18 protein-coding genes are annotated in these 17,915 nt (G+C 64.3%); 17 read left to right on the top strand and 1 reads right to left on the bottom strand.

Annotation, left to right across the window (positions count from 1 at the left end; all coding sequences use genetic code 11):
- Window positions 1-4: 4 nt before the first annotated feature.
- The 3 genes from R5H30_RS15910 to R5H30_RS15920 are packed head-to-tail and all read left to right on the top strand — an operon-like array spanning window position 5 to window position 1,952.
- Window positions 5-1,024, top strand: a complete 1,020-nt coding sequence (locus R5H30_RS15910; protein WP_318329506.1) for a PAS domain-containing protein — start codon at window positions 5-7, stop codon at window positions 1,022-1,024.
- Between the two features lie 21 nt (window positions 1,025-1,045).
- Window positions 1,046-1,669 (top strand): 3-oxoacid CoA-transferase subunit B, encoded by a 624-nt coding sequence (locus R5H30_RS15915; RefSeq protein ID WP_318329507.1) that lies wholly within the window; start codon window positions 1,046-1,048, stop codon window positions 1,667-1,669.
- The gene (locus R5H30_RS15920; protein ID WP_318329508.1) at window positions 1,662-1,952 is read left to right on the top strand and encodes a GNAT family N-acetyltransferase; all 291 of its coding nucleotides are present in this window, start codon (window positions 1,662-1,664) and stop codon (window positions 1,950-1,952) included. Before R5H30_RS15915 ends, R5H30_RS15920 begins: the two co-directional genes overlap by 8 nt.
- A 57-nt stretch (window positions 1,953-2,009) precedes the next feature.
- On the opposite strand, the gene R5H30_RS15925 is transcribed toward R5H30_RS15920, so the two are convergent.
- Window positions 2,010-2,858, bottom strand: a complete 849-nt coding sequence (locus tag R5H30_RS15925; RefSeq protein ID WP_318329509.1) for a lytic transglycosylase domain-containing protein — start codon at window positions 2,856-2,858, stop codon at window positions 2,010-2,012.
- A gap of 364 nt (window positions 2,859-3,222) precedes the next feature.
- On the opposite strand from R5H30_RS15925, the gene R5H30_RS15930 reads away from it, so the two are divergent.
- From R5H30_RS15930 to R5H30_RS15995, 14 genes are all read left to right on the top strand, one after another.
- Window positions 3,223-3,423, top strand: coding sequence for a Flp family type IVb pilin (locus R5H30_RS15930; protein ID WP_318329510.1), 201 nt, complete (start codon window positions 3,223-3,225; stop codon window positions 3,421-3,423).
- Between the two features lie 82 nt (window positions 3,424-3,505).
- The gene (locus R5H30_RS15935; RefSeq protein WP_318329511.1) at window positions 3,506-3,697 is read left to right on the top strand and encodes a hypothetical protein; all 192 of its coding nucleotides are present in this window, start codon (window positions 3,506-3,508) and stop codon (window positions 3,695-3,697) included.
- Window positions 3,698-3,921: 224 nt separating this feature from the next.
- On the top strand, window positions 3,922-4,770 hold the full coding sequence (gene cpaB / locus R5H30_RS15940) for a Flp pilus assembly protein CpaB (protein ID WP_318329512.1): 849 nt from the start codon (window positions 3,922-3,924) through the stop codon (window positions 4,768-4,770).
- Window positions 4,771-4,962: 192 nt separating this feature from the next.
- Complete coding sequence (locus R5H30_RS15945) at window positions 4,963-6,408, top strand: type II and III secretion system protein family protein (RefSeq protein WP_318329513.1); 1,446 nt, start codon at window positions 4,963-4,965, stop codon at window positions 6,406-6,408.
- Between the two features lie 4 nt (window positions 6,409-6,412).
- Window positions 6,413-7,093 (top strand): OmpA family protein, encoded by a 681-nt coding sequence (locus R5H30_RS15950; protein WP_318329514.1) that lies wholly within the window; start codon window positions 6,413-6,415, stop codon window positions 7,091-7,093.
- A gap of 216 nt (window positions 7,094-7,309) precedes the next feature.
- Complete coding sequence (locus R5H30_RS15955; RefSeq protein WP_318329515.1) at window positions 7,310-8,545, top strand: CpaE/TadZ family protein; 1,236 nt, start codon at window positions 7,310-7,312, stop codon at window positions 8,543-8,545.
- Window positions 8,546-8,564: 19 nt separating this feature from the next.
- The gene (locus R5H30_RS15960; RefSeq protein WP_318329516.1) at window positions 8,565-10,007 is read left to right on the top strand and encodes a TadA family conjugal transfer-associated ATPase; all 1,443 of its coding nucleotides are present in this window, start codon (window positions 8,565-8,567) and stop codon (window positions 10,005-10,007) included.
- A gap of 12 nt (window positions 10,008-10,019) precedes the next feature.
- On the top strand, window positions 10,020-10,982 hold the full coding sequence (locus R5H30_RS15965) for a type II secretion system F family protein (protein WP_318329517.1): 963 nt from the start codon (window positions 10,020-10,022) through the stop codon (window positions 10,980-10,982).
- Between the two features lie 11 nt (window positions 10,983-10,993).
- A complete protein-coding gene (locus tag R5H30_RS15970; RefSeq protein ID WP_318329519.1) occupies window positions 10,994-11,971 on the top strand; it encodes a type II secretion system F family protein in 978 nt (325 codons plus the stop codon).
- 4 nt (window positions 11,972-11,975) lie between these two features.
- A complete protein-coding gene (locus R5H30_RS15975) occupies window positions 11,976-12,560 on the top strand; it encodes a tetratricopeptide repeat protein (protein WP_318329520.1) in 585 nt (194 codons plus the stop codon).
- Window positions 12,561-12,591: 31 nt separating this feature from the next.
- On the top strand, window positions 12,592-13,455 hold the full coding sequence (locus tag R5H30_RS15980; protein ID WP_318329521.1) for a tetratricopeptide repeat protein: 864 nt from the start codon (window positions 12,592-12,594) through the stop codon (window positions 13,453-13,455).
- 12 nt (window positions 13,456-13,467) lie between these two features.
- A complete protein-coding gene (locus R5H30_RS15985; RefSeq protein ID WP_318329522.1) occupies window positions 13,468-13,965 on the top strand; it encodes a prepilin peptidase in 498 nt (165 codons plus the stop codon).
- Window positions 13,966-14,048: 83 nt separating this feature from the next.
- Complete coding sequence (locus R5H30_RS15990) at window positions 14,049-15,356, top strand: DUF8689 domain-containing protein (protein WP_318329524.1); 1,308 nt, start codon at window positions 14,049-14,051, stop codon at window positions 15,354-15,356.
- Window positions 15,357-15,452: 96 nt separating this feature from the next.
- A complete protein-coding gene (locus R5H30_RS15995) occupies window positions 15,453-17,906 on the top strand; it encodes a ligase-associated DNA damage response DEXH box helicase (protein ID WP_318329526.1) in 2,454 nt (817 codons plus the stop codon).
- Window positions 17,907-17,915: the final 9 nt, after the last annotated feature.

The raw sequence follows: 17,915 nt of genomic DNA on the forward strand, positions 1-17,915 counted from the left end.
TAAGATGGATATCGAGAACAAGATCGAAGGATTGCCGGACACCGAAGCGTTCCGAATTCTGGCCGGCTCGTCGATCTCGATGGTCCTCACAGACCCGTCGCTGCAGGACAATCCGATCGTCTACGTGAACCCCGCCTTCGAGCGGGTCACCGGGTATGCCGCATCGGCGGCTGTCGGGCGCAACTGCCGCTTCCTGCAGGGCAAGAGCACCGACCCGGACGACGTGGAACGGATCCGCAAGGCGATCCGCGAAGAGCAAGAGACCACCGTGGACATCGAGAACGTCCGCGCCGACGGAACGGCGTTCCTCAACCGCCTGCTGCTGACACCGATCTACGATGTTGATGGCTCGCTGCGGTTCTTTCTGGGCATCCAGAAGGCCCTGTCGGATCACGAAGCCCGCAATTCGGTCAACGTCAACCTGCGCGCGATGCGCGAGCTCAAGCACCGCGTCAAGAACCACCTGGCGATGATCGTCAGCATGGTGCGCCTGCAAGCCCGCGACAAGGACACCGGGCCCGAGTCGGTACGCACCCTCGCCCGACGCGTCGAGAGCCTGCAATTGCTCTACGAGGAGATGTCGGGCTACGAGGGCGACAGCGGCGCCGGAACCGTGGCGCTGGGGACGTATATCTCTCGTCTGGCAAATACCACCGCGCATCTTGACGGCCGGCCGGGCATCCGCGTGAACCTCGATATCAGCGACGCGCGCTGCGAGGCGGAGCTTGCCGCGAAGATCGGCCTGATCCTGTCGGAAGTGATGAACAATGCCTTGCAGCACGCCTTTGTCGGGCGTGACGAGGGGTTGCTCGACGTTCGACTGGATGACCTTGATCGGGACAAGGTGCTGATCCGGATAGCAGACAACGGAATCGGAATGGCGGACACGTCGCGATGGCCCGACCCCGAAAGCGTCGGCGGCAGGGTCGTGCTCGGCCTGGTCAACGACCTCGAGGCCGATCTCGACGTAGACAGCGGACCGGGTGGCACCACGGTCAACTTGACTGTACCCACGCGACACTGACTCAGCGAAAGGAAACGACATATGCCCTGGGACAGAAATCAGATGGCCGAACGTGCCGCGCAGGAACTCGAGGACGGGATGTACGTCAATCTCGGCATCGGCATCCCGACGCTGGTGGCCAACTACGTCGGCGACAAGGACATCACACTGCAGTCCGAGAACGGCATGCTGGGCATGGGTCCGTTCCCCTTCGAGGGCGAGGAAGATCCGGACCTGATCAATGCCGGCAAGCAGACGATCACCGAGCTGAACCGGACCTCGTACTTCGACAGCGCGACGAGCTTCGGCATGATCCGCGGCGGCAAGATCGCGGCGGCGATCCTCGGGGCCATGGAAGTGGCCGAAAACGGGGATCTCGCGAACTGGATGATCCCGGGCAAGCTGGTCAAGGGTATGGGCGGCGCGATGGATCTCGTCGCGGGCGTCGGCCGTGTCGTGGTGGTGATGGATCACCAGAACAAGGCCGGGGAAAGCAAGCTGCTGCGCGAATGTACCCTGCCGCTGACCGGCAAGGGCGTGGTCGACCGGATCATCACCAATCTTGGCGTCCTCGACGTGGTCGAGGGTGGGCTCAGGATCGTGGAATGCGCCGACGGGGTCAGCGAGGACGAACTTCGCGCCGCGACCGAGGCCACCATTGTCTGATCCGCGCGTCCGCCGCGAGGTCGAGGGCAGCAAGGGCCGCTACGTGTTCGAACAGGACGGTCACGAGGCCGAACTGACTTTCTCGATCCTCTCGCCGCAGCGCGTGATTGCCGATCACACCGGCGTCCCGGACGCCCTGCGCGGCGGTGGCGCCGGCCTGGCGCTGGTGACCCGGCTGGTCGAGGATGCGCGACGCGACGGCTTCCTGATCGTGCCGCTCTGCCCCTTCGTGAACGCCCAGCGCCGGCGGCATCCGGACTGGGCCGACGCTTTCGACGCGTGATCCCGTTTACTTGCAAGAAAACGGGCCGGAATTTTCGAAAATTTCGTCTCCTCGCGGTCAGTTCAGCGCCGCGAAGACACAGCCGTCGGTGATAAGCTCGGGCGGCGTCAGGCAGAGACCCCGCGCCACCTGGAAAGCGGCGAGCACCTTGGGAACGTAGTCGCGCGTCTCGGCAAAGGGCGGCACGCCGGCGTGCTTGCGCACCGATCCTTCACCGGCATTGTAACCCGCCAGCACCAGGATCGGATCACCGCCGAACTCCTTCATCAACCAGTCGAGGTACTTGACCCCGCCTGCGATGTTTTCGGCGCTCTTGAGACTGTCCTTGACGCCAAAGCGCGCCGCCGTATCCGGCATCAGCTGCATCAGCCCCTGCGCACCGGCGTGGCTGACGGCGTTGACGCGACCCGCGCTTTCCACGGTGATCACCGCAAGCACGAGGGCCGGAGAGACGCTGGTGCCGATCGTCGACTTGAGGATGTCGACGCCGTTGGCGCGCGCGATCGACTGCATGTGCTGAAGGCGCGGCGCCGGCACGCGCCCGGCCGCGCCCGCAAGGGTGCGCATCGCCATGTCGAGCCGCCCGGGTCCGGATTGTTCCGCGGCGGGCGAGACCTTGTCCCAGAACCAGGAAAATTGCCCGACGGCCCCCGGCGGCAAGGCCGGGGCCGCCGCGGCGGTGACCACGGTGTCGGGATCGTCGTCGTGATAAGGCCGCAGCGGTGTCGAGGGCGCACTGGGCAATTGCTCGTCGGGATCGATCTGCACCGTGATGCGTTTCTGCCCGGCTTTCGGGACCGTGACGCGCTTGGCGCTGAATTCCGGAAACGGGCGCGGCGCGTCGGCGCTGGCCTGCACAGCAGCGAGCGCCCCCGCAAGGAGGCAAATGGTCATCAGATTGCGCATGAAACCTGCTCGAGTTTCTTTATGTGCTGTTTTGCCAAGCATATTCGCAGAAAAGGCCCCACCGGCATAGCCACAAGCGGACCTGAAACCGGCTATTTCGCCATATTCGTGTACTTTCAATCGTAAATGGCCGCGTCGGCTGCACCGACTTTCAGCAATTTTTTATTAAACATCAGTTGCTTAAACATTTTTCGAGAGATTTTCCGCTCTGCGATGCAAATGTCACAATTGCGGTCAAATTCATGCCCCAATCGGAGAGCTTTATAGCGTCATACCAAGTCGACCGGACCAAACGAGAGAGACGGTCACCAGGGGCGGCAAGGTTGTGAATGGTAAATCTTATGATCCTTTGGAGGGACACACGATGATCAACTTTCTGAACAAATTCCGCAAAGACGAAGACGGTGCTGTGACGGTCGACTGGGTGGTTCTGACGGCTGCTGTCGTTGGCCTGGCAATCGCTGCCTACACTTCGATCGAGACCGGCGCGACCGACCTGACCGCCAAGACCGGCACCTTCCTGTCGGCGCAGGATCCGAACACCGGCGGCGGCGGCACCGACTGATCGCTGACTGCCTGATCGGGGGCCGCTGTCTCGGCGGAGATGGTGGCCCTCTTCTCTTCCAGGTCCCGACCGGGCCCCGTTAATGAAGGCACACGTTATGTTGCATGCGCTCAGAAAATTCAGAGACGAAGACAGCGGGGCGGTAACTGTCGACTGGGTGGTGCTGACCGCCGCCGTCGTCGGCCTGGCATTGCTTGTCGTCTCCGAGATCAGTGACGCTGTTGTCGACCCATCGACGTCGATCGCGAGCTTCCTGACCGGCTGGACATTCTGACACACCCTATCCGGGACATCCGAACGCAGGGCCGCGCGCCCTGCGTTCGCATTTTCCGGGAACCTTCGGGCAGGCGTTCCGCCGCAATGTCGAAGCCGGCGCCGCCTGCCCAACAGTGAACACCGGGCGTTCCCGAAATTGACACATTCACCGGTCAGTTTCGACCGGGCAATCGAACGCCTCTGCGGTACCGCCGGGGCTCACGGGGGAAAGAGGTAATTGTCATGCGTATGATTTTCGGGCTGGTCCTGCTCTTCGGCGTCGCGCTTGCCGGCGGAGCGGTCTACATGGCCAAGAACTACATCGGCGCCTATCAGGCGGAACTCGCGCGGGAACGCGCAGCGCGCGAACAGGTCGTGCCGACCGTCACCGTGTTCGTGGCCGACCGGGCCCTCAAATACGGCGAGGAGCTGACCAGGGAGGATGTCCGAGAGGTGAACTGGCCCGAGACGGCAATTCCCGAGGGCGCCTTCACCGAGATGGACACGCTGTTTCCGCCGAACAACCCGGCACCGCGCCTGATCGTGCGCGACATGGAGGCCAGCGAGGCCGTGCTTGCCGTCAAGGTGACCGAGCCCGGCCAAGACGCCGGCCTTACCTCGCGGCTTGAACGCGGCATGCGTGCCTTCACCATCAAGGTCGACGTCGCCAGCGGCGTCTCGGGCTTCCTGCGGCCGGGCGACAAGGTCGACGTCTACTGGACCGGCCAGATCGGGTCGAACGACGGACGCAAGGAAGTGACCAAGCTGATCGAGGCGGCCGTGCGGCTGATCGCCATCGACCAGAGCGCGGTTTCCCTGGGTGAGGCCACCATCGCGCGCACCGTCACGGTGTCCGTCTCGCCCGAGCAAGTCGCGGCCCTCGCCCAGGCACAGGCCACCGGGAATCTGACCCTGTCGCTGGTCGGAACCGGTGACGACACCATCGCCTCAGCGATCGAGGTCGACCAGCGCACGCTGCTCGGCATCGTCGAGGAAGAGGTGATCGTGCAGGCCCAGGAAGAGAAGGTCTGCACCATCCGGACGCGCCGTGGCGCCGAAGTGATGGAAATCCCGATTCCCTGCACGAACTGAACGCTTTCAAGGGTTTGAAGGGGCGTCGCGGGCATCGCTGCGCCCCTTCCCGTTTTTCGCGTGTTGCCTCACGCCCACATAAGCTGCGCAAGCGAACCCGTTGATTCTTGCAAAAAAATGGAAACTCGCCCAGAGTGCAGCCATTCGGGCAAGAAGACCCGACCTTGAGGCGTGATCAAAAAGGCAGGTCACATGAAAATCGACAGAGTTTTTAAAGCGGCTCTTCTGGGGCTGACACTGACCGTGAGTCCGCTGGCTCTGACCGTTCCGGTGACCGCATACGCGCAGGACAACGTCAGAGTCGTCAACAAGGGCACCAACAGGACCCTAAACGTTCCGATGAACCGCGCGGTCGTCGTCGAAAGCGACACGCCGTTCTCGGAACTCAGCATCGCGAACCCCGGCATCGCCGACATCTCGTCGTTGTCGGACCGCACCATTTATGTGCTGGGCAAATCGCCTGGCCTGACCACGCTGACCCTGCTCGACGCGACCGGTCAGCTGATCACCAACGTCGACGTCCGCGTGGCACCCGACGTGACCGAGTTCAAGGAACGCTTGCGGCAGATCCTGCCCGGCGAGCAGATCGACGTGCGCACGGCCAACGACGGCATCGTGCTTTCGGGCACCGTATCGAGCAGCCAGCACCTGCAACGCGCGCTCGATCTCGCAGAACGTTACGCGCCGGATCGTGTATCCAACCTGATGAGTGTCGGCGGCGTGCAGCAGGTCATGCTCAAGGTGCGGTTCGCCGAGATGCAGCGCCAGGTGTCGAAATCGCTCAGCTCCTCGCTGTCGATCAACGGCAACACGCTGGGCGGCGACCTGGGTCTCAGCGGCGGTACCGGCACCCTGAACACGGCGGGCGCCGCAGCCAATGCCCTCAACGGCAACATTCCGGGCTCGAACACCAATGCGGGCGCCATCGTCTTCGGTTTCAACGCCGGATCCACGCAAGTCGGCATCCTGCTCGAGGCGCTGGAACGCAAGGGCGTCGTCCGCACTCTGGCGGAACCGAACCTCGTGGCCCTCTCCGGCCAGGAAGCCAAGTTCCTCGCCGGCGGCGAATACCCTGTGCCGGTGGCACAGGAAAACGACACGATTACCATCGAGTTCAAGCCCTTCGGTATCGAGCTCAACTTCATCCCGCGGGTGGTCGACAAGGACCTGATCAACCTCGAACTGGAGGCCGCGGTGTCGGCGATCGACCCGTCGAACGGCATCCAGATCGACAACGGCTTCGAGATCGCCGCCTTTACCCGGCGCGAGACCTCGACAACGGTCGAGATGCAGGACGGCGAAAGCTTCGCGATCGCGGGTCTGCTGCAGGACGACTTTATCGACCAGAACTCGCAGCTGCCCTGGATCGGCGACGTGCCTGTGCTTGGCGCGCTGTTTCGCAGCGCCAGCTACCAGCGCAGCCAGACCGAACTGGTCATCATCATCACCGCGCATCTCGTCACTCCGACGCGCGGCGAGGTGCTCGCTCTGCCGACCGACCGGATCAAGCCGCCGTCCGAGAAGGATCTCTTCCTCTTCGGCCGCACGGCCTCCGACACCGCACCGGTCGCCAAGGGACCGGCCGGCGAGGTTGCCCGGCAGGACTTCAGTGGCTCTTACGGCTACGTGATGGAGTAAGACAATGAAAACGAAGACAATAAATCTCCGCCACGCTGCCGGTCTCGTCAGCGGGATGGCCCTGCTCACCGCATGCACGAGCGCGGATCCGGTCTATACCCAGTTCCACCGCGAGGCCGGGGCGCTTGCCGACGGCGGCCAGTTCGGCAACGCGACGGTTAACAACCTGATGATCCAGTCCGGTGAACGCGACTACACTTACGCGTTGGGCACCCGGTTTGCGCAGGAAGTCCCGAACACCGTGACCTTCGCCTTCAACAGCGCCGTGCTCGACGCCAACGCCCAGGCAGTGCTCCGTCAGCAGGCGCACTGGATCCGGCAGTTCCCGGAAGTGCGCTTCCGCGTCTACGGACATACCGACCTCGTCGGCTCACCGGGATACAACAAGAGCCTCGGGCTACGGCGCGCCCAGGCGGTGGTTGCCTATCTCACCACGCATGGCATCAGCCGGTCGCGGCTCGAGGCCGTCGCCTCCTTCGGCGAAACCCAGCCCGTCATCGCGACCCAGAGCGCCGAGCGCCGAAACCGCCGCACGGTCACCGAGGTCACCGGGTTCGTCAAGACGCACCGGAACGTGCTCGACGGCAAGTACGCGCAGATCATCTACCGCGACTATGTCGCCAGCGCGAGAAGCCAGACAACGCTGACCGGTCTCGATCAGACCGTGGCACAGGCTCCGAACTGATCACGGGCCGGGGCCGGCCATTGTGTCGACAAACCCAACAATTGGGCAGTTTCGGCCCTAATCTCGCCCACATTTCAAGCGACCACTAACGCAATGGGACACTTGTGCCTGTCCTTCGAGGCAGGCCGGGGCGAGATTGCGAATTGGCCGTGGGCGATTTTATTACCCCTTCTAGCCGCTCGACTTCGCCCTTCGTGAGCAAAGGATGACGAGGCAATGAGCAGCGCAATGCCAATCCCCGATACGGCGCCGATCGTGGCATGCACGATCAGTCGCGACGTGCAGAACTTCGACCTGCTGATCGAGGACATGGAACTGGCGCTGGGGGAAAGCTGGGGCGATCTCGGTTTTGCCGAGGCGCTGGCCTTCTTCGGCCAGCCCGAGGCGCAGGCGCTGGAGTTTGTGTGCCTCGCCATCGACGAGAGCGACGAGGAAAACCTCGTCCTGATGGGCGAGATCATCGGGCAGGCCAAAAGCCGCAACATCAAGGTCATTCTGATCGCCGAGGACGTGACCCCGGCGGCGCTGCACAGCTTGTTGCGGCAAGGCGCGGACGAGTTCGTGCCCTACCCCCTGCCCGAGAACGAGCTCGCCCAGGCGATCGACCGCGTTCGCGCGCCCGATCTTCCGAAGCAGGTGACCTCCGGCGCCGGACTGCTGCAGACCGGCAACCAGAAGGAAGGGGCCATCATCGTGGTGCACGGGCTCTCCGGCGGTGCCGGGTCGACCACGATGGCCACCAACCTCGCCTGGGAGCTCGCCAACACCGGCAAAGAGAACGGGCCGTCGGTCTGCCTTTTGGACCTCGATCTGCAATTCGGCTCGGTGTCGACCTTTCTCGACCTGCCGCGCCGCGAAGCGGTCTACGAGATGCTATCGGACACCGAGGCTCTCGACGAAGAGAGCTTCGGCCAATCGCTGCTGACTTTCGGCGACAAGTTGCAGGTTCTCACGGCGCCGTCGGAAATGCTCCCGCTCGACATCATCGGCGCCGAGGACGTGAGCCGGATCCTCGACATGGCGCGCAGCCATTTCGACTACGTCGTCATCGACATGCCGTCGACACTGGTTCAGTGGTCCGAGACGGTCCTTCACGCCGCGCACATCTACTTCGCGATGATCGAGCTCGACATGCGCTCGGCCCAGAACACGCTGCGCTTCAAGCGCGCGCTGCAGGCCGAGGAGCTGCCGGTCGAAAAGCTGCGCTACGTGGTCAACCGCGCGCCCAAGTTCACCGACCTGAGCGGCAAGAGCCGGGTGAAGCGGATGAGCGAATCGCTGTCGATCTCCATCGACGTGCAACTTCCCGACGGCGGCAAGGCCATCACGCAGGGCGCCGATCACGGCCTGCCGCTCGCGACCTCGGCGCCGAAGAACCCGCTGCGCCGTGAAATCGCCAAGCTCGCCGCATCGATCAACGATTTGAACAGCGCCCAGGTAAAGGCCGCCTGACGCACCGGAGCCCAGTGCCATGTTTTCCAAGTACAAAAAGCCCGCCGGCAAGCTCGAACTCCCGCCAGCAAACGACAGCGGCAAGGTCGCCGAACTGCCCACGGCCAAGGCCGCCGCGTCGGTGACGCGCAAGCCCGCGCCAGCGGCTGCGGCCGCGCAGGTCGCACCGATGGACAAGGAGCGCAAGCGCAAGGAGCGTCTTGGCGAGATCAAGCTCGACGTGCACCGCGTCCTTCTGGACAACCTGAACCTCGCCGCGCTCGAACATGCGACCGAACAGGACCTGCGCGCCGAGATCAACGCCATCACCGGCGAGTTTCTCGAAGAGCGTGCCGTGGTTCTCAACCGCGACGATCGCCAGACCCTCACCTCGGAGCTTTATGACGAGGTGACCGGTCTCGGCCCGCTCGAGACCCTGCTCAAGGACGATTCGGTCAACGACATTCTGGTGAACGGACCGCAGCAGATCTTCGTCGAACGTGCGGGCAAGCTGGAACTGACCGACATCACCTTCAAGGACGAGCGCCACCTGCTGCGGATCATCGACAAGATCGTCAGCGCGGTCGGACGCCGCGTCGACGAATCGAACCCCTACGTCGACGCCCGGCTCAAGGACGGGTCGCGCTTCAACGCCATGGTGCCTCCGGTTGCGGTGGACGGATCGCTGGTCTCGATCCGGAAGTTCAAGAAGGACAAGCTCGGCATCGACGACCTTGTAGCCTTCGGCGCCTTTTCCGAGGAAATGGCCGCCTACCTTCAGGCCGCCGTCGCAACGCGGCTGAACGTGATCGTCTCCGGCGGTACGGGTTCGGGCAAGACGACGACGCTCAACGCGCTCTCGTCCTTCATCGACAACTCAGAGCGCATCCTGACGATCGAGGACACCGCGGAACTTCAACTCCAGCAGACCCATGTGGGGCGCATGGAAAGCCGACCGCCGAACGTCGAGGGCAAGGGCGAGGTCAGCCCGCGCGACTGTCTCAAGAACGCGCTGCGGATGCGCCCGGACCGGATCATCGTCGGCGAGACGCGCGGCGAGGAAGTCATCGACATGCTGCAGGCCATGAACACAGGCCACGACGGCTCGATGACCACGATCCACGCCAACTCGGCCCGTGACGGGATTTCGCGCCTCGAGAATATGATCGCCATGGCCGGTATCGAGATGCCGCTCAAGGCCGTGCGCAGCCAGATCGCCTCGGCGGTCAACCTTATCGTGCAGGCCAGCCGTCTCCAGGACGGCTCGCGCCGGATGACCTCGATCACCGAGATCACCGGCATGGAAGGCGAGGTGATCTCGATGCAGGAGATCTTCCGCTACCAGCGCGTCGGCCTGACGCCCGAGAACAAGATCATCGGTCATTTCACCGCAACCGGGGTGCGCAGCAACTACGCCGAGCGCTTCCGCATGTGGGGCTATGACCTGCCACCTTCCATCTACGAGCCCATCGCGGCCCAATAAGGACGATCCGAAATGAGTGCGGAACCGATCATCTACGGCCTGATCTTCGTGGGCGTCCTCGTTCTCGTCGAAGGCATCTATCTTGTCGCCTTCGGCAAGTCGATCAGCCTCAACAGCCGCGTGAACCGCCGGCTGGACATGCTCGAAAAGGGAGCCGGGCGCGAAGAGGTGCTGGAAAAGCTGCGCAAGGAAATGCAGCAGCACATGAAGACCAAGTCGATCCCGCTCTACTCGATGCTGGGAGAGAAGGCGCAGAAGGCGGCCATCGCCTTCTCGCCGCAGCAACTGATCATGGTGATGATCGGGCTGGCGATCTTCGCGTTTCTGGGTCTGACCGTGGGTACCGAGACACAACCACCGGTACGCATCCTGTTGTCGATCGGCATCGGCTTCGGTGGCGTCTACATGTGGGTATCGATGAAGGCCAACAAGCGGCTGTCGATGATCGAGGAACAGCTGCCCGACGCCGTCGAACTGATGGTTCGCTCGCTGCGGGTCGGCCATCCGTTCTCGTCGGCGATCCAGATCGTCGCCAAGGAGGTCGCTGACCCGCTGGCCTCCGAATTTGGCATCATCGCGGACGAGAACGCTTACGGCCGAGACGTCGGCGATGCGCTCAAGGAAATGGCCGAGCGTCTCGACATGCAGGACCTGCGCTTTCTGGCCGTTGCGGTGTCGATCCAGCAGCAATCGGGCGGCAACCTCGCCGAGATTCTCGCTGGCCTCGCCAAGGTGATCCGTGCCCGCTTCCGCCTGTTCCGCCGCGTCAAGGCGATCACGGCCGAGGCCAAGTGGTCAGGCAAGTTCCTCTCGGCCTTCCCGATCGTGGCGCTGATCGTCATCAACGTGCTCGATCCGAACTACTACGACGAGGTGCGCGACCATGCGCTCTTCATCCCCGCCTGCTTTGCCGTCGGCCTGTTTCTGGCGGCCAACCTCTTCGTCATGCGCATGCTGACGAACATCAAGGTCTGAGGACGACGGTCATGGAATTTCTCACTTCGCTCAACGACACCGTCACCGCGATGCTGGGGCCGATGGGCCCGATCATCCTGGTCGGGGTGCTCGGCGTGATGATGGTCATCGTCACCGTTTCTCTGATGCTGGTCCAGCCCGAGGACCCGATGGACAAGCTCAAGAGGTCCATCCAGAAACCGACGTCCAGCGAGCCCAGCCAGCGCCTGCGCCAGGGCGAGCGCAACGAGCAGCTGCAGCGCTTTGCGAGCTTTCTCGAACCGCAGGACACGGAGGCGCTGAGCAAGAAACAGCTCGAACTGCGCCAGGCCGGCTACCGCAGCCGCGACGCGGTGCGGATGTTCCATTTTGCGCAGTTCGCGCTCGGCATCCTGGGTCTGATCATCGGCCTCGTCTATATCAACCTGCTTGGCGGCGGCGAAGGCATGAGCACCCAGAAGACGATGATCTACACGATCATCCCCGGTGCGATCGGCTACTACCTGCCCTCCTACTGGGTTCAGCGCCGCGTCGGCATGCGCAAGGAAGAGATCACCAACGGCTTTCCGGACGCGCTCGACATGATGCTCGTCTGCGTCGAGGCCGGCCAGTCGCTGGACCAGTCCATCGTCCGCGTGGCGCGCGAGCTGCACGCCTCCTACCCGGCGCTGGCGCAGGAGTTCGAGATGGTCGCCTACGAGATGAAGGCGGGCAAGGACAAGGTCTCGGTGCTCAACGACATGGGCGAGCGCTGCGGCGTGCAGGATGTTTCGTCCTTCGTCACGGTCCTCGTGCAATCGACCAGCTTCGGCACCTCGATCGCCGACGCACTGCGGGTCTACGCCGGCGAGATGCGTGACAAGCGCGTGATGCGCGCCGAGGAAGCCGCAAACAAGTTGCCAACCAAGATGACCCTTGCGACAATGATGCTGACCGTGCCGCCGTTGCTGATCATCCTGGTCGGCCCCTCGGTGCACAATATCACCCAGCTGGGGAACGTGACCCCCTGACCTTATGAAACATCCAATCGCGCCTGCCGCCCTGCGCGGCGCGCTTCTGGCAACGACGATCGGACTGGCCGCCTGTACGGACACAGGCGGCCTTTCCGCGACCGTGGACGGAGTCTACGCCCCCGGCATCGACCCGCGCGGCGACAGCGTCGCCGCGATCGAGGTCGGTCACAGGCTGGTCTCGGCCGGCGAGTACGAACTTGCCATCGACGCCTTCAACCGCGCGGCCCTCGACCGCGGCGATCTCGACGCCGAGATCCTTTCGGGGCTGGGTGCCGCCAACCTCGGGCTCGGCCGTCTCGGACAGGCCGAGACGCAGCTGCGCCGCGCGACCAAGGAGGATGCCGAGCGACCCGAAGTCTGGAACAACCTCGGCGTGGTGCTGATGGAAAAGGGCGAGACCGCCGAGGCCGAACAGATCTTCCGCAAGGCCTACGCCCTCGACAACGGCCAGACCGACGCGATCCGGGACAATTTGCGCCGCGCCATCGAGATCACGGAAAATCCTGATACAGAAGACACAGTTGACGACAATTATGAACTCGTCCGGCGCGGAAGCAGTGACTACGTGATCCGGTCGGAGCCATAATCACGGCACGAGCAGCAAAAGGACGCAACAAATGCGCCACCCCATTTTCCTGTCCGCCTGGGCGGCGGGCCTCATCGCGCTTGCAGGATGCGCCGACAAGGATGCCGACGAGACCGTTGAACGCGCCTTCCAGGACGTCAACGTCGTCGACGAATCCAACCTCAGTGACGTGATGCTGACCGTGGCCGACCCGAACGAGGCGGTCGACTATTTCGCCCGCTCCAGCAAGCAGCAGCCCGACCGCATCGACCTGCAGCGCGGGCTCGCCTCTTCGCTGGTGCGCGCCAAACGCTTCCCCGAAGCCGCCCCGGCCTGGGGCAAGGTGACCAAGATGAAGGGCGCCACGCCCGATGACAGCATCGAGTATGCCGACGCGCTGATCCGCGCCGGGGACTGGCAGAAGGCCGAAGCCGTGCTCGACGCGGTGCCGCCGACGCACGAGACATTCAACCGCTACCGGCTCGAGGCGATGCTCGCCGACAGCAACGAGGAATGGTCGAAGTCCGACAGCTTCTATGAAACTGCCGTGGGTTTGACCACGAAGCCGGCGGGCGTGCTGAACAACTGGGGCTATTCCAAGCTGACGCGGGGCGACTACACCGACGCCGAACGACTCTTCGGCGAGGCGATCCGGCAGGATCCGACGCTGTTTACCGCCAAGAACAACCTGATCCTCGCGCGGGGCGCCCAGCGCGAATACGTGCTGCCGGTGATCCCGATGGATCAGACCGAGCGGGCGCAGTTGCTGCACACGCTGGCGCTGTCGGCGATCAAGCAAGGCGATGTCGAGACCGGCAAGAGCCTGCTGCGCGATGCCATCGACACCCATCCCCAGCATTTCGAAGCGGCGGTGCGCTCGCTGCGCGCGCTCGATGGCGGCGCCGCGGCCGGCTGATCCGTACAACGCATGGCGATCACGGCCTACTCCGCGTGGTGGTTCCTGCCACTCGCGCTCCCGATCTGCCTTTACGTCTGTTTCACGGACCTGTCGCGGATGACGATCACCAACCGGGCGGTAGTGGCGCTTTTCGCCGTCTTCGTCCTGCTGGGCCCCTTCGCCCTGCCCAATTGGGATGTCTACTTCTGGCGGCTTGCCCAACTGGGCATCGTCCTTGTGCTTGGGGTCGTTCTGAACGCGGCGGGCGTCATGGGCGCGGGCGACGCCAAGTTTGCCGCCGCCGCGGCGCCGTTCATCGCTCTTGGAGACCTGCGCCTGCTGATGGCGCTTTTCGCGGCGATCCTGCTGGCGGCCTTCGTCACCCATCGCATCGCCAAGCATAGCCGCCTCCGGGCGCTGGCGCCGCACTGGCAGAGCTGGTCGGAAACCAAGAAATTCCCAATGGGCCTCGCGCTCGGCACGACGCTCGCGACCTACCTCGGACTGGGATGCGTCTTCGGCGCCTGAATATCGCCACAGTCCTGCGCTAGTCAGGGGATTGTCGAGCGGACCGGCCAAAGCGCCGGAGGAATCAGTACGAGGGTCCCGAGATGAACATGCAGTCCAGCGCCGTCATGGCGCCGCCGCCGCCGCGCCGGCTGGAGGAGATGAAGCTGCCCGTGACGATGATGCGGGACATCGTGCTCAAGACGATCTTCCGCAAGAACGTCAGCATGGTCAGCGATCTCGCCCGCGCGGTCTGCCTGCCGATCCAGGTCACGCAGGAGCTGATCGACATGGCCCGCGACCAGCGCCTGATCGAAGCGACCGGCACGCTGAACGCCAACAACGGCAACGAGATGGGCTATCAGCTGACCGATGCCGGCAAGGCGCGCGCGCTCGACGCGCTGGCGCAATCCGAATACTACGGCGCGATGCCGGTCCCGCTCGAGGTCTATTCCGAGCAGGTCAAGCGCCAGTCGGTGCGCAACCTGCAGATCACGCGCCAGCAGCTGACCGACGCCATGGGTCACCTGGTTCTGCCCGGCGAGTTGCTCGATCATCTCGGGCCCGCGGTCTCCGCGGGGCGTTCGGTGCTGATGTACGGCCCGCCGGGCAACGGCAAGTCGTCGATCTCGAACGGCATCCGCGACGCTTTCGGCGACAAGGTCTACGTGCCGCGCGCGATCGAGTACGCAGGACAGGTGATCACGGTCTACGACCCGATCGTGCATTCCGCGGCCGAAGAACAGGTCGACGATCCGACGACGCTTCGCCGCAACGTGCGCTACGACACGCGCTACGTGCGCTGCGAACGCCCGACAGTGATCACCGGGGGCGAACTGTCGCTGTCGATGCTCGACCTTGTCTACAATCCCACGGCGCGCACCTACCAGGCGCCGCTGCAGCTGAAATCTACCGGCGGTATCTTCATCGTCGACGACCTCGGGCGCCAGGCCGAACCGCCGCAGGCGCTGGTCAACCGCTGGATCGTGCCGCTGGAAGAGGGTCGCGACATTCTCGCGCTGCAGTCGGGCGAGAAGTTCGAGGTGCCCTTCGATACGCTGGTGATCTTCTCGACCAACTTCCATCCCAACGAGATCTTCGACCAGGCCGCGCTGCGCCGGATCTTCTTCAAGATCAAGATCGACGGGCCGAACCAGGAGAATTTCCTGAAGATCTTCGCCATGGTGGCGCGCAAACGCGGCATGCCGCTGGACGAGGCGACGCTGGTGCACCTGCTGAAGGTAAAGTACCCGACGATCGACAACGTCTATGCGAACTACCAGCCGATCTTCCTGATCGACCAGATGATGTCGATCTGCGATTTCGAGGGCATTCCCTACCAGATGTCTCCGGACCTCATCGACCGGGCCTGGGCGAACATGTTCGTCAAGGACGAGAAAATCGTGAAGTAAGGCCGGGGGCGCTGCCCCCGGACCACCGGGATATTTTCGAACCAGAGAAGGGCGCGGATCGCTGGCGCCCGACGGGCAGCGCGTTATCTTTGCCTCATGCCCGCGCTTCCGCCAATTATCGAGACCTGGTTCGCCGCGCGCGGATGGGCGATCCATCCACATCAGCAGGCGATGCTGGAGCGCGCCGACGCGCCGGCACTGCTGCTGATCGCGCCGACGGGCGGCGGCAAGACGCTGGCGGGCTTTTTGCCGACGCTGGCCGATCTTGCGCAGGATCCGCGCGACGGGCTGCACACGCTCTACGTCTCGCCCCTGAAGGCACTGGCCGCGGATATCCGGCGCAACCTGACCGCGCCGGTGACCGAGATGGGCCTGCCGATCCGTATCGAAGACCGGACCGGAGATACCTCGGCCACGCAGAAGAAACGCCAGCGCGCCGATCCGCCGCATATCCTGCTGACCACACCCGAGAGTCTCGCGCTCTTGACCTCCTACGAGGATGCGCCGCGGATGTTCGCCGGGTTGCGGCGCGTCGTGGTCGACGAAATCCACGCGCTTGCCGAATCGAAGCGCGGCGATCAGCTGATGCTTGCGCTGGGCAGGTTGCAGCGGCTTTGCCCCGGGATGAGACGTGTCGGGCTCTCGGCCACGGTCGAAGACCCCGAAGGGATCGCGCACCTTCTGGCACGCCACCCCGACCCCTGCGAGATCCTGCTGGCCGATCCGGGACCGGCGCCCGACATCGCGATGCTGACGACCGACGAGGCCCCGCCTTGGTCGGGCGGCGGCGCGGCCTACGCGATTCCGGCCGTGCTCGATCAGGTCCGGCGCCACAAGACCACGCTGATCTTTCACAACACACGGGCGCAGGCCGAGATCTTCTTTCACAACCTGTGGCTTGCCAACGAGGAGGCGCTGCCGATCGGGATCCACCACGGCTCGCTCGACCGCGCACAGCGCGCGCGCGTAGAGGCGGCGATGGTGCGCGGCGAGTTGCGCGGGGTGGTCTGCACCGGGAGCCTCGATCTGGGGATCGACTGGGGCGACGTGGACCTGGTGATCCAGATCGGCGCGCCAAAGAACGTCAAGCGGCTTGTGCAGAGGATCGGGCGGGCCAACCATCGGTACAACGCACCCTCGAAGGCGCTGCTGGTTCCGGCGAACCGCTTCGAGGTCGTGGAATGCGTCGCGGCGCTCGACGCGGTGCGCGCGGGCGCCCTAGACGGCGAACCCCGCGGCCCGGGTCCACGGGATGTTCTCTGCCAGCACATCCTGATCACAGCCGCCGCCGGGCCCTTCGATGCCGACGCGCTCTACGCCGAAGTCAGGACCGTCGGAGCCTATGCGGATCTTCCGCGCGAGGATTTCGATGCCTGCCTGGAGTTCTGCGCGACCGGGGGCTACGCGCTGCGGGCCTATGATCGCTGGCAGCGATTGATGCGGCGCGTGGACGGGATGTGGCAATTGCGCGACCCGCGCGCGGCCCAGCGCATCCGGATGAACATCGGCACCATCCAGGATACCGACACGTTGAAGGTCCGGCTGCGCGGCAACCGCGGCGGCACGCCGCTGGGCGAGATCGAGGAAGGCTTCGCGGCCTCTCTCAGCGCCGGGGACACCTTCCTGATCGGCGGGCGCATCGTGCGTTACGAGGGCCTGCGCGAGATGACCGTGGAGGTCACGCGCGACGCGGCGAAGAAACCCAAGATCGCAACCTTCATGGGTACGAAGTTCGCCACCTCGACGCAGCTCTCCGCCCGGATCGTGGAGATGTTCCAGCAGCCTTCCTGGCCCGAGCTGCCGGATCACACAGCGCAATGGCTCGCCCTGCAGCGCGAGGTCAGCCGTCTGCCGGAGCCGGGGCGGCTATTGATCGAGAGCTTTCCGCACGACGGGCTGCGACAGACCGCGATCTACGGCTTTGCCGGACGCAACGGGCAGCAGACGCTGGGGCTGTTGCTGACCAAGCGGATGGAAGAGATCGGCCTGCATCCCCTGGGCTTTCTCGCCACCGACTACGGCACGCTGATCTGGGGGCTGGACGCGATCGAGGATCCCGCACCGCTTTTCGATCTCGTGGCCCTCGAGGACGGGCTCGAGACCTGGCTTGCGGGCAACGCGGTGATGAAGCGCACCTTCCGGGCCAGCGCCACGATCGCCGGGCTGATCGAACGCAACACGCCCGCCGCGCGCAAGACCGGACGCCAGGCAACGTTCTCGTCGGACATTCTCTATGACACCTTGCAGCGCTACGACCCGCACCACCTGATGCTGCAGATCACCCGCGAGGAGGCGACGCGGGGCCTCGTGGATTTCGGCCGGATCGAGGAAATGATCGCGCGGATCGGCGACCGCATCGATCTTGTCCGCCTCAAGCGCGTGAGCCCGCTGGCAGCCCCCATGCTGCTCGAGATGGGGCGGGTGCCGATCAAGGGCCAGGCCGACGAACGGCTGCTGGCCGAGGAATCGGCAAAACTCATGCAGAGTTCGGGCCTCGCCACGATCACGCCGCCGCCCGCGGACAAGCCGAAATGGCGGGTTGGCTGGTAGGGCATCGCC

Source organism: Roseobacter sp. FCG-D35 (genome assembly GCF_033436665.1).
In the GTDB taxonomy this organism is placed as follows: Bacteria; Pseudomonadota; Alphaproteobacteria; order Rhodobacterales; family Rhodobacteraceae; genus JAWQFO01.

Bases quoted from the DNA above. Each gene is read 5' to 3' on its own strand.
- R5H30_RS15965 (WP_318329517.1), top strand. From the start codon at position 10,020: ATGAGTGCGGAACCGATCATCTACGGCCTGATCTTCGTGGGCGTCCTC.
- R5H30_RS15990 (WP_318329524.1), top strand. From the start codon at position 14,049: ATGAACATGCAGTCCAGCGCCGTCATGGCGCCGCCGCCGCCGCGCCGG.
- R5H30_RS15980 (WP_318329521.1), top strand. From the start codon at position 12,592: ATGCGCCACCCCATTTTCCTGTCCGCCTGGGCGGCGGGCCTCATCGCG.
- R5H30_RS15970 (WP_318329519.1), top strand. From the start codon at position 10,994: ATGGAATTTCTCACTTCGCTCAACGACACCGTCACCGCGATGCTGGGG.
- cpaB (WP_318329512.1), top strand. From the start codon at position 3,922: ATGCGTATGATTTTCGGGCTGGTCCTGCTCTTCGGCGTCGCGCTTGCC.
- R5H30_RS15960 (WP_318329516.1), top strand. From the start codon at position 8,565: ATGTTTTCCAAGTACAAAAAGCCCGCCGGCAAGCTCGAACTCCCGCCA.
- R5H30_RS15915 (WP_318329507.1), top strand. From the start codon at position 1,046: ATGCCCTGGGACAGAAATCAGATGGCCGAACGTGCCGCGCAGGAACTC.
- R5H30_RS15955 (WP_318329515.1), top strand. From the start codon at position 7,310: ATGAGCAGCGCAATGCCAATCCCCGATACGGCGCCGATCGTGGCATGC.
- R5H30_RS15930 (WP_318329510.1), top strand. From the start codon at position 3,223: ATGATCAACTTTCTGAACAAATTCCGCAAAGACGAAGACGGTGCTGTG.
- R5H30_RS15910 (WP_318329506.1), top strand. From the start codon at position 5: ATGGATATCGAGAACAAGATCGAAGGATTGCCGGACACCGAAGCGTTC.
- R5H30_RS15935 (WP_318329511.1), top strand. From the start codon at position 3,506: ATGAAGGCACACGTTATGTTGCATGCGCTCAGAAAATTCAGAGACGAA.
- R5H30_RS15925 (WP_318329509.1), bottom strand. From the start codon at position 2,858: ATGCGCAATCTGATGACCATTTGCCTCCTTGCGGGGGCGCTCGCTGCT.
- R5H30_RS15945 (WP_318329513.1), top strand. From the start codon at position 4,963: ATGAAAATCGACAGAGTTTTTAAAGCGGCTCTTCTGGGGCTGACACTG.
- R5H30_RS15995 (WP_318329526.1), top strand. From the start codon at position 15,453: ATGCCCGCGCTTCCGCCAATTATCGAGACCTGGTTCGCCGCGCGCGGA.
- R5H30_RS15975 (WP_318329520.1), top strand. From the start codon at position 11,976: ATGAAACATCCAATCGCGCCTGCCGCCCTGCGCGGCGCGCTTCTGGCA.
- R5H30_RS15950 (WP_318329514.1), top strand. From the start codon at position 6,413: ATGAAAACGAAGACAATAAATCTCCGCCACGCTGCCGGTCTCGTCAGC.
- R5H30_RS15985 (WP_318329522.1), top strand. From the start codon at position 13,468: ATGGCGATCACGGCCTACTCCGCGTGGTGGTTCCTGCCACTCGCGCTC.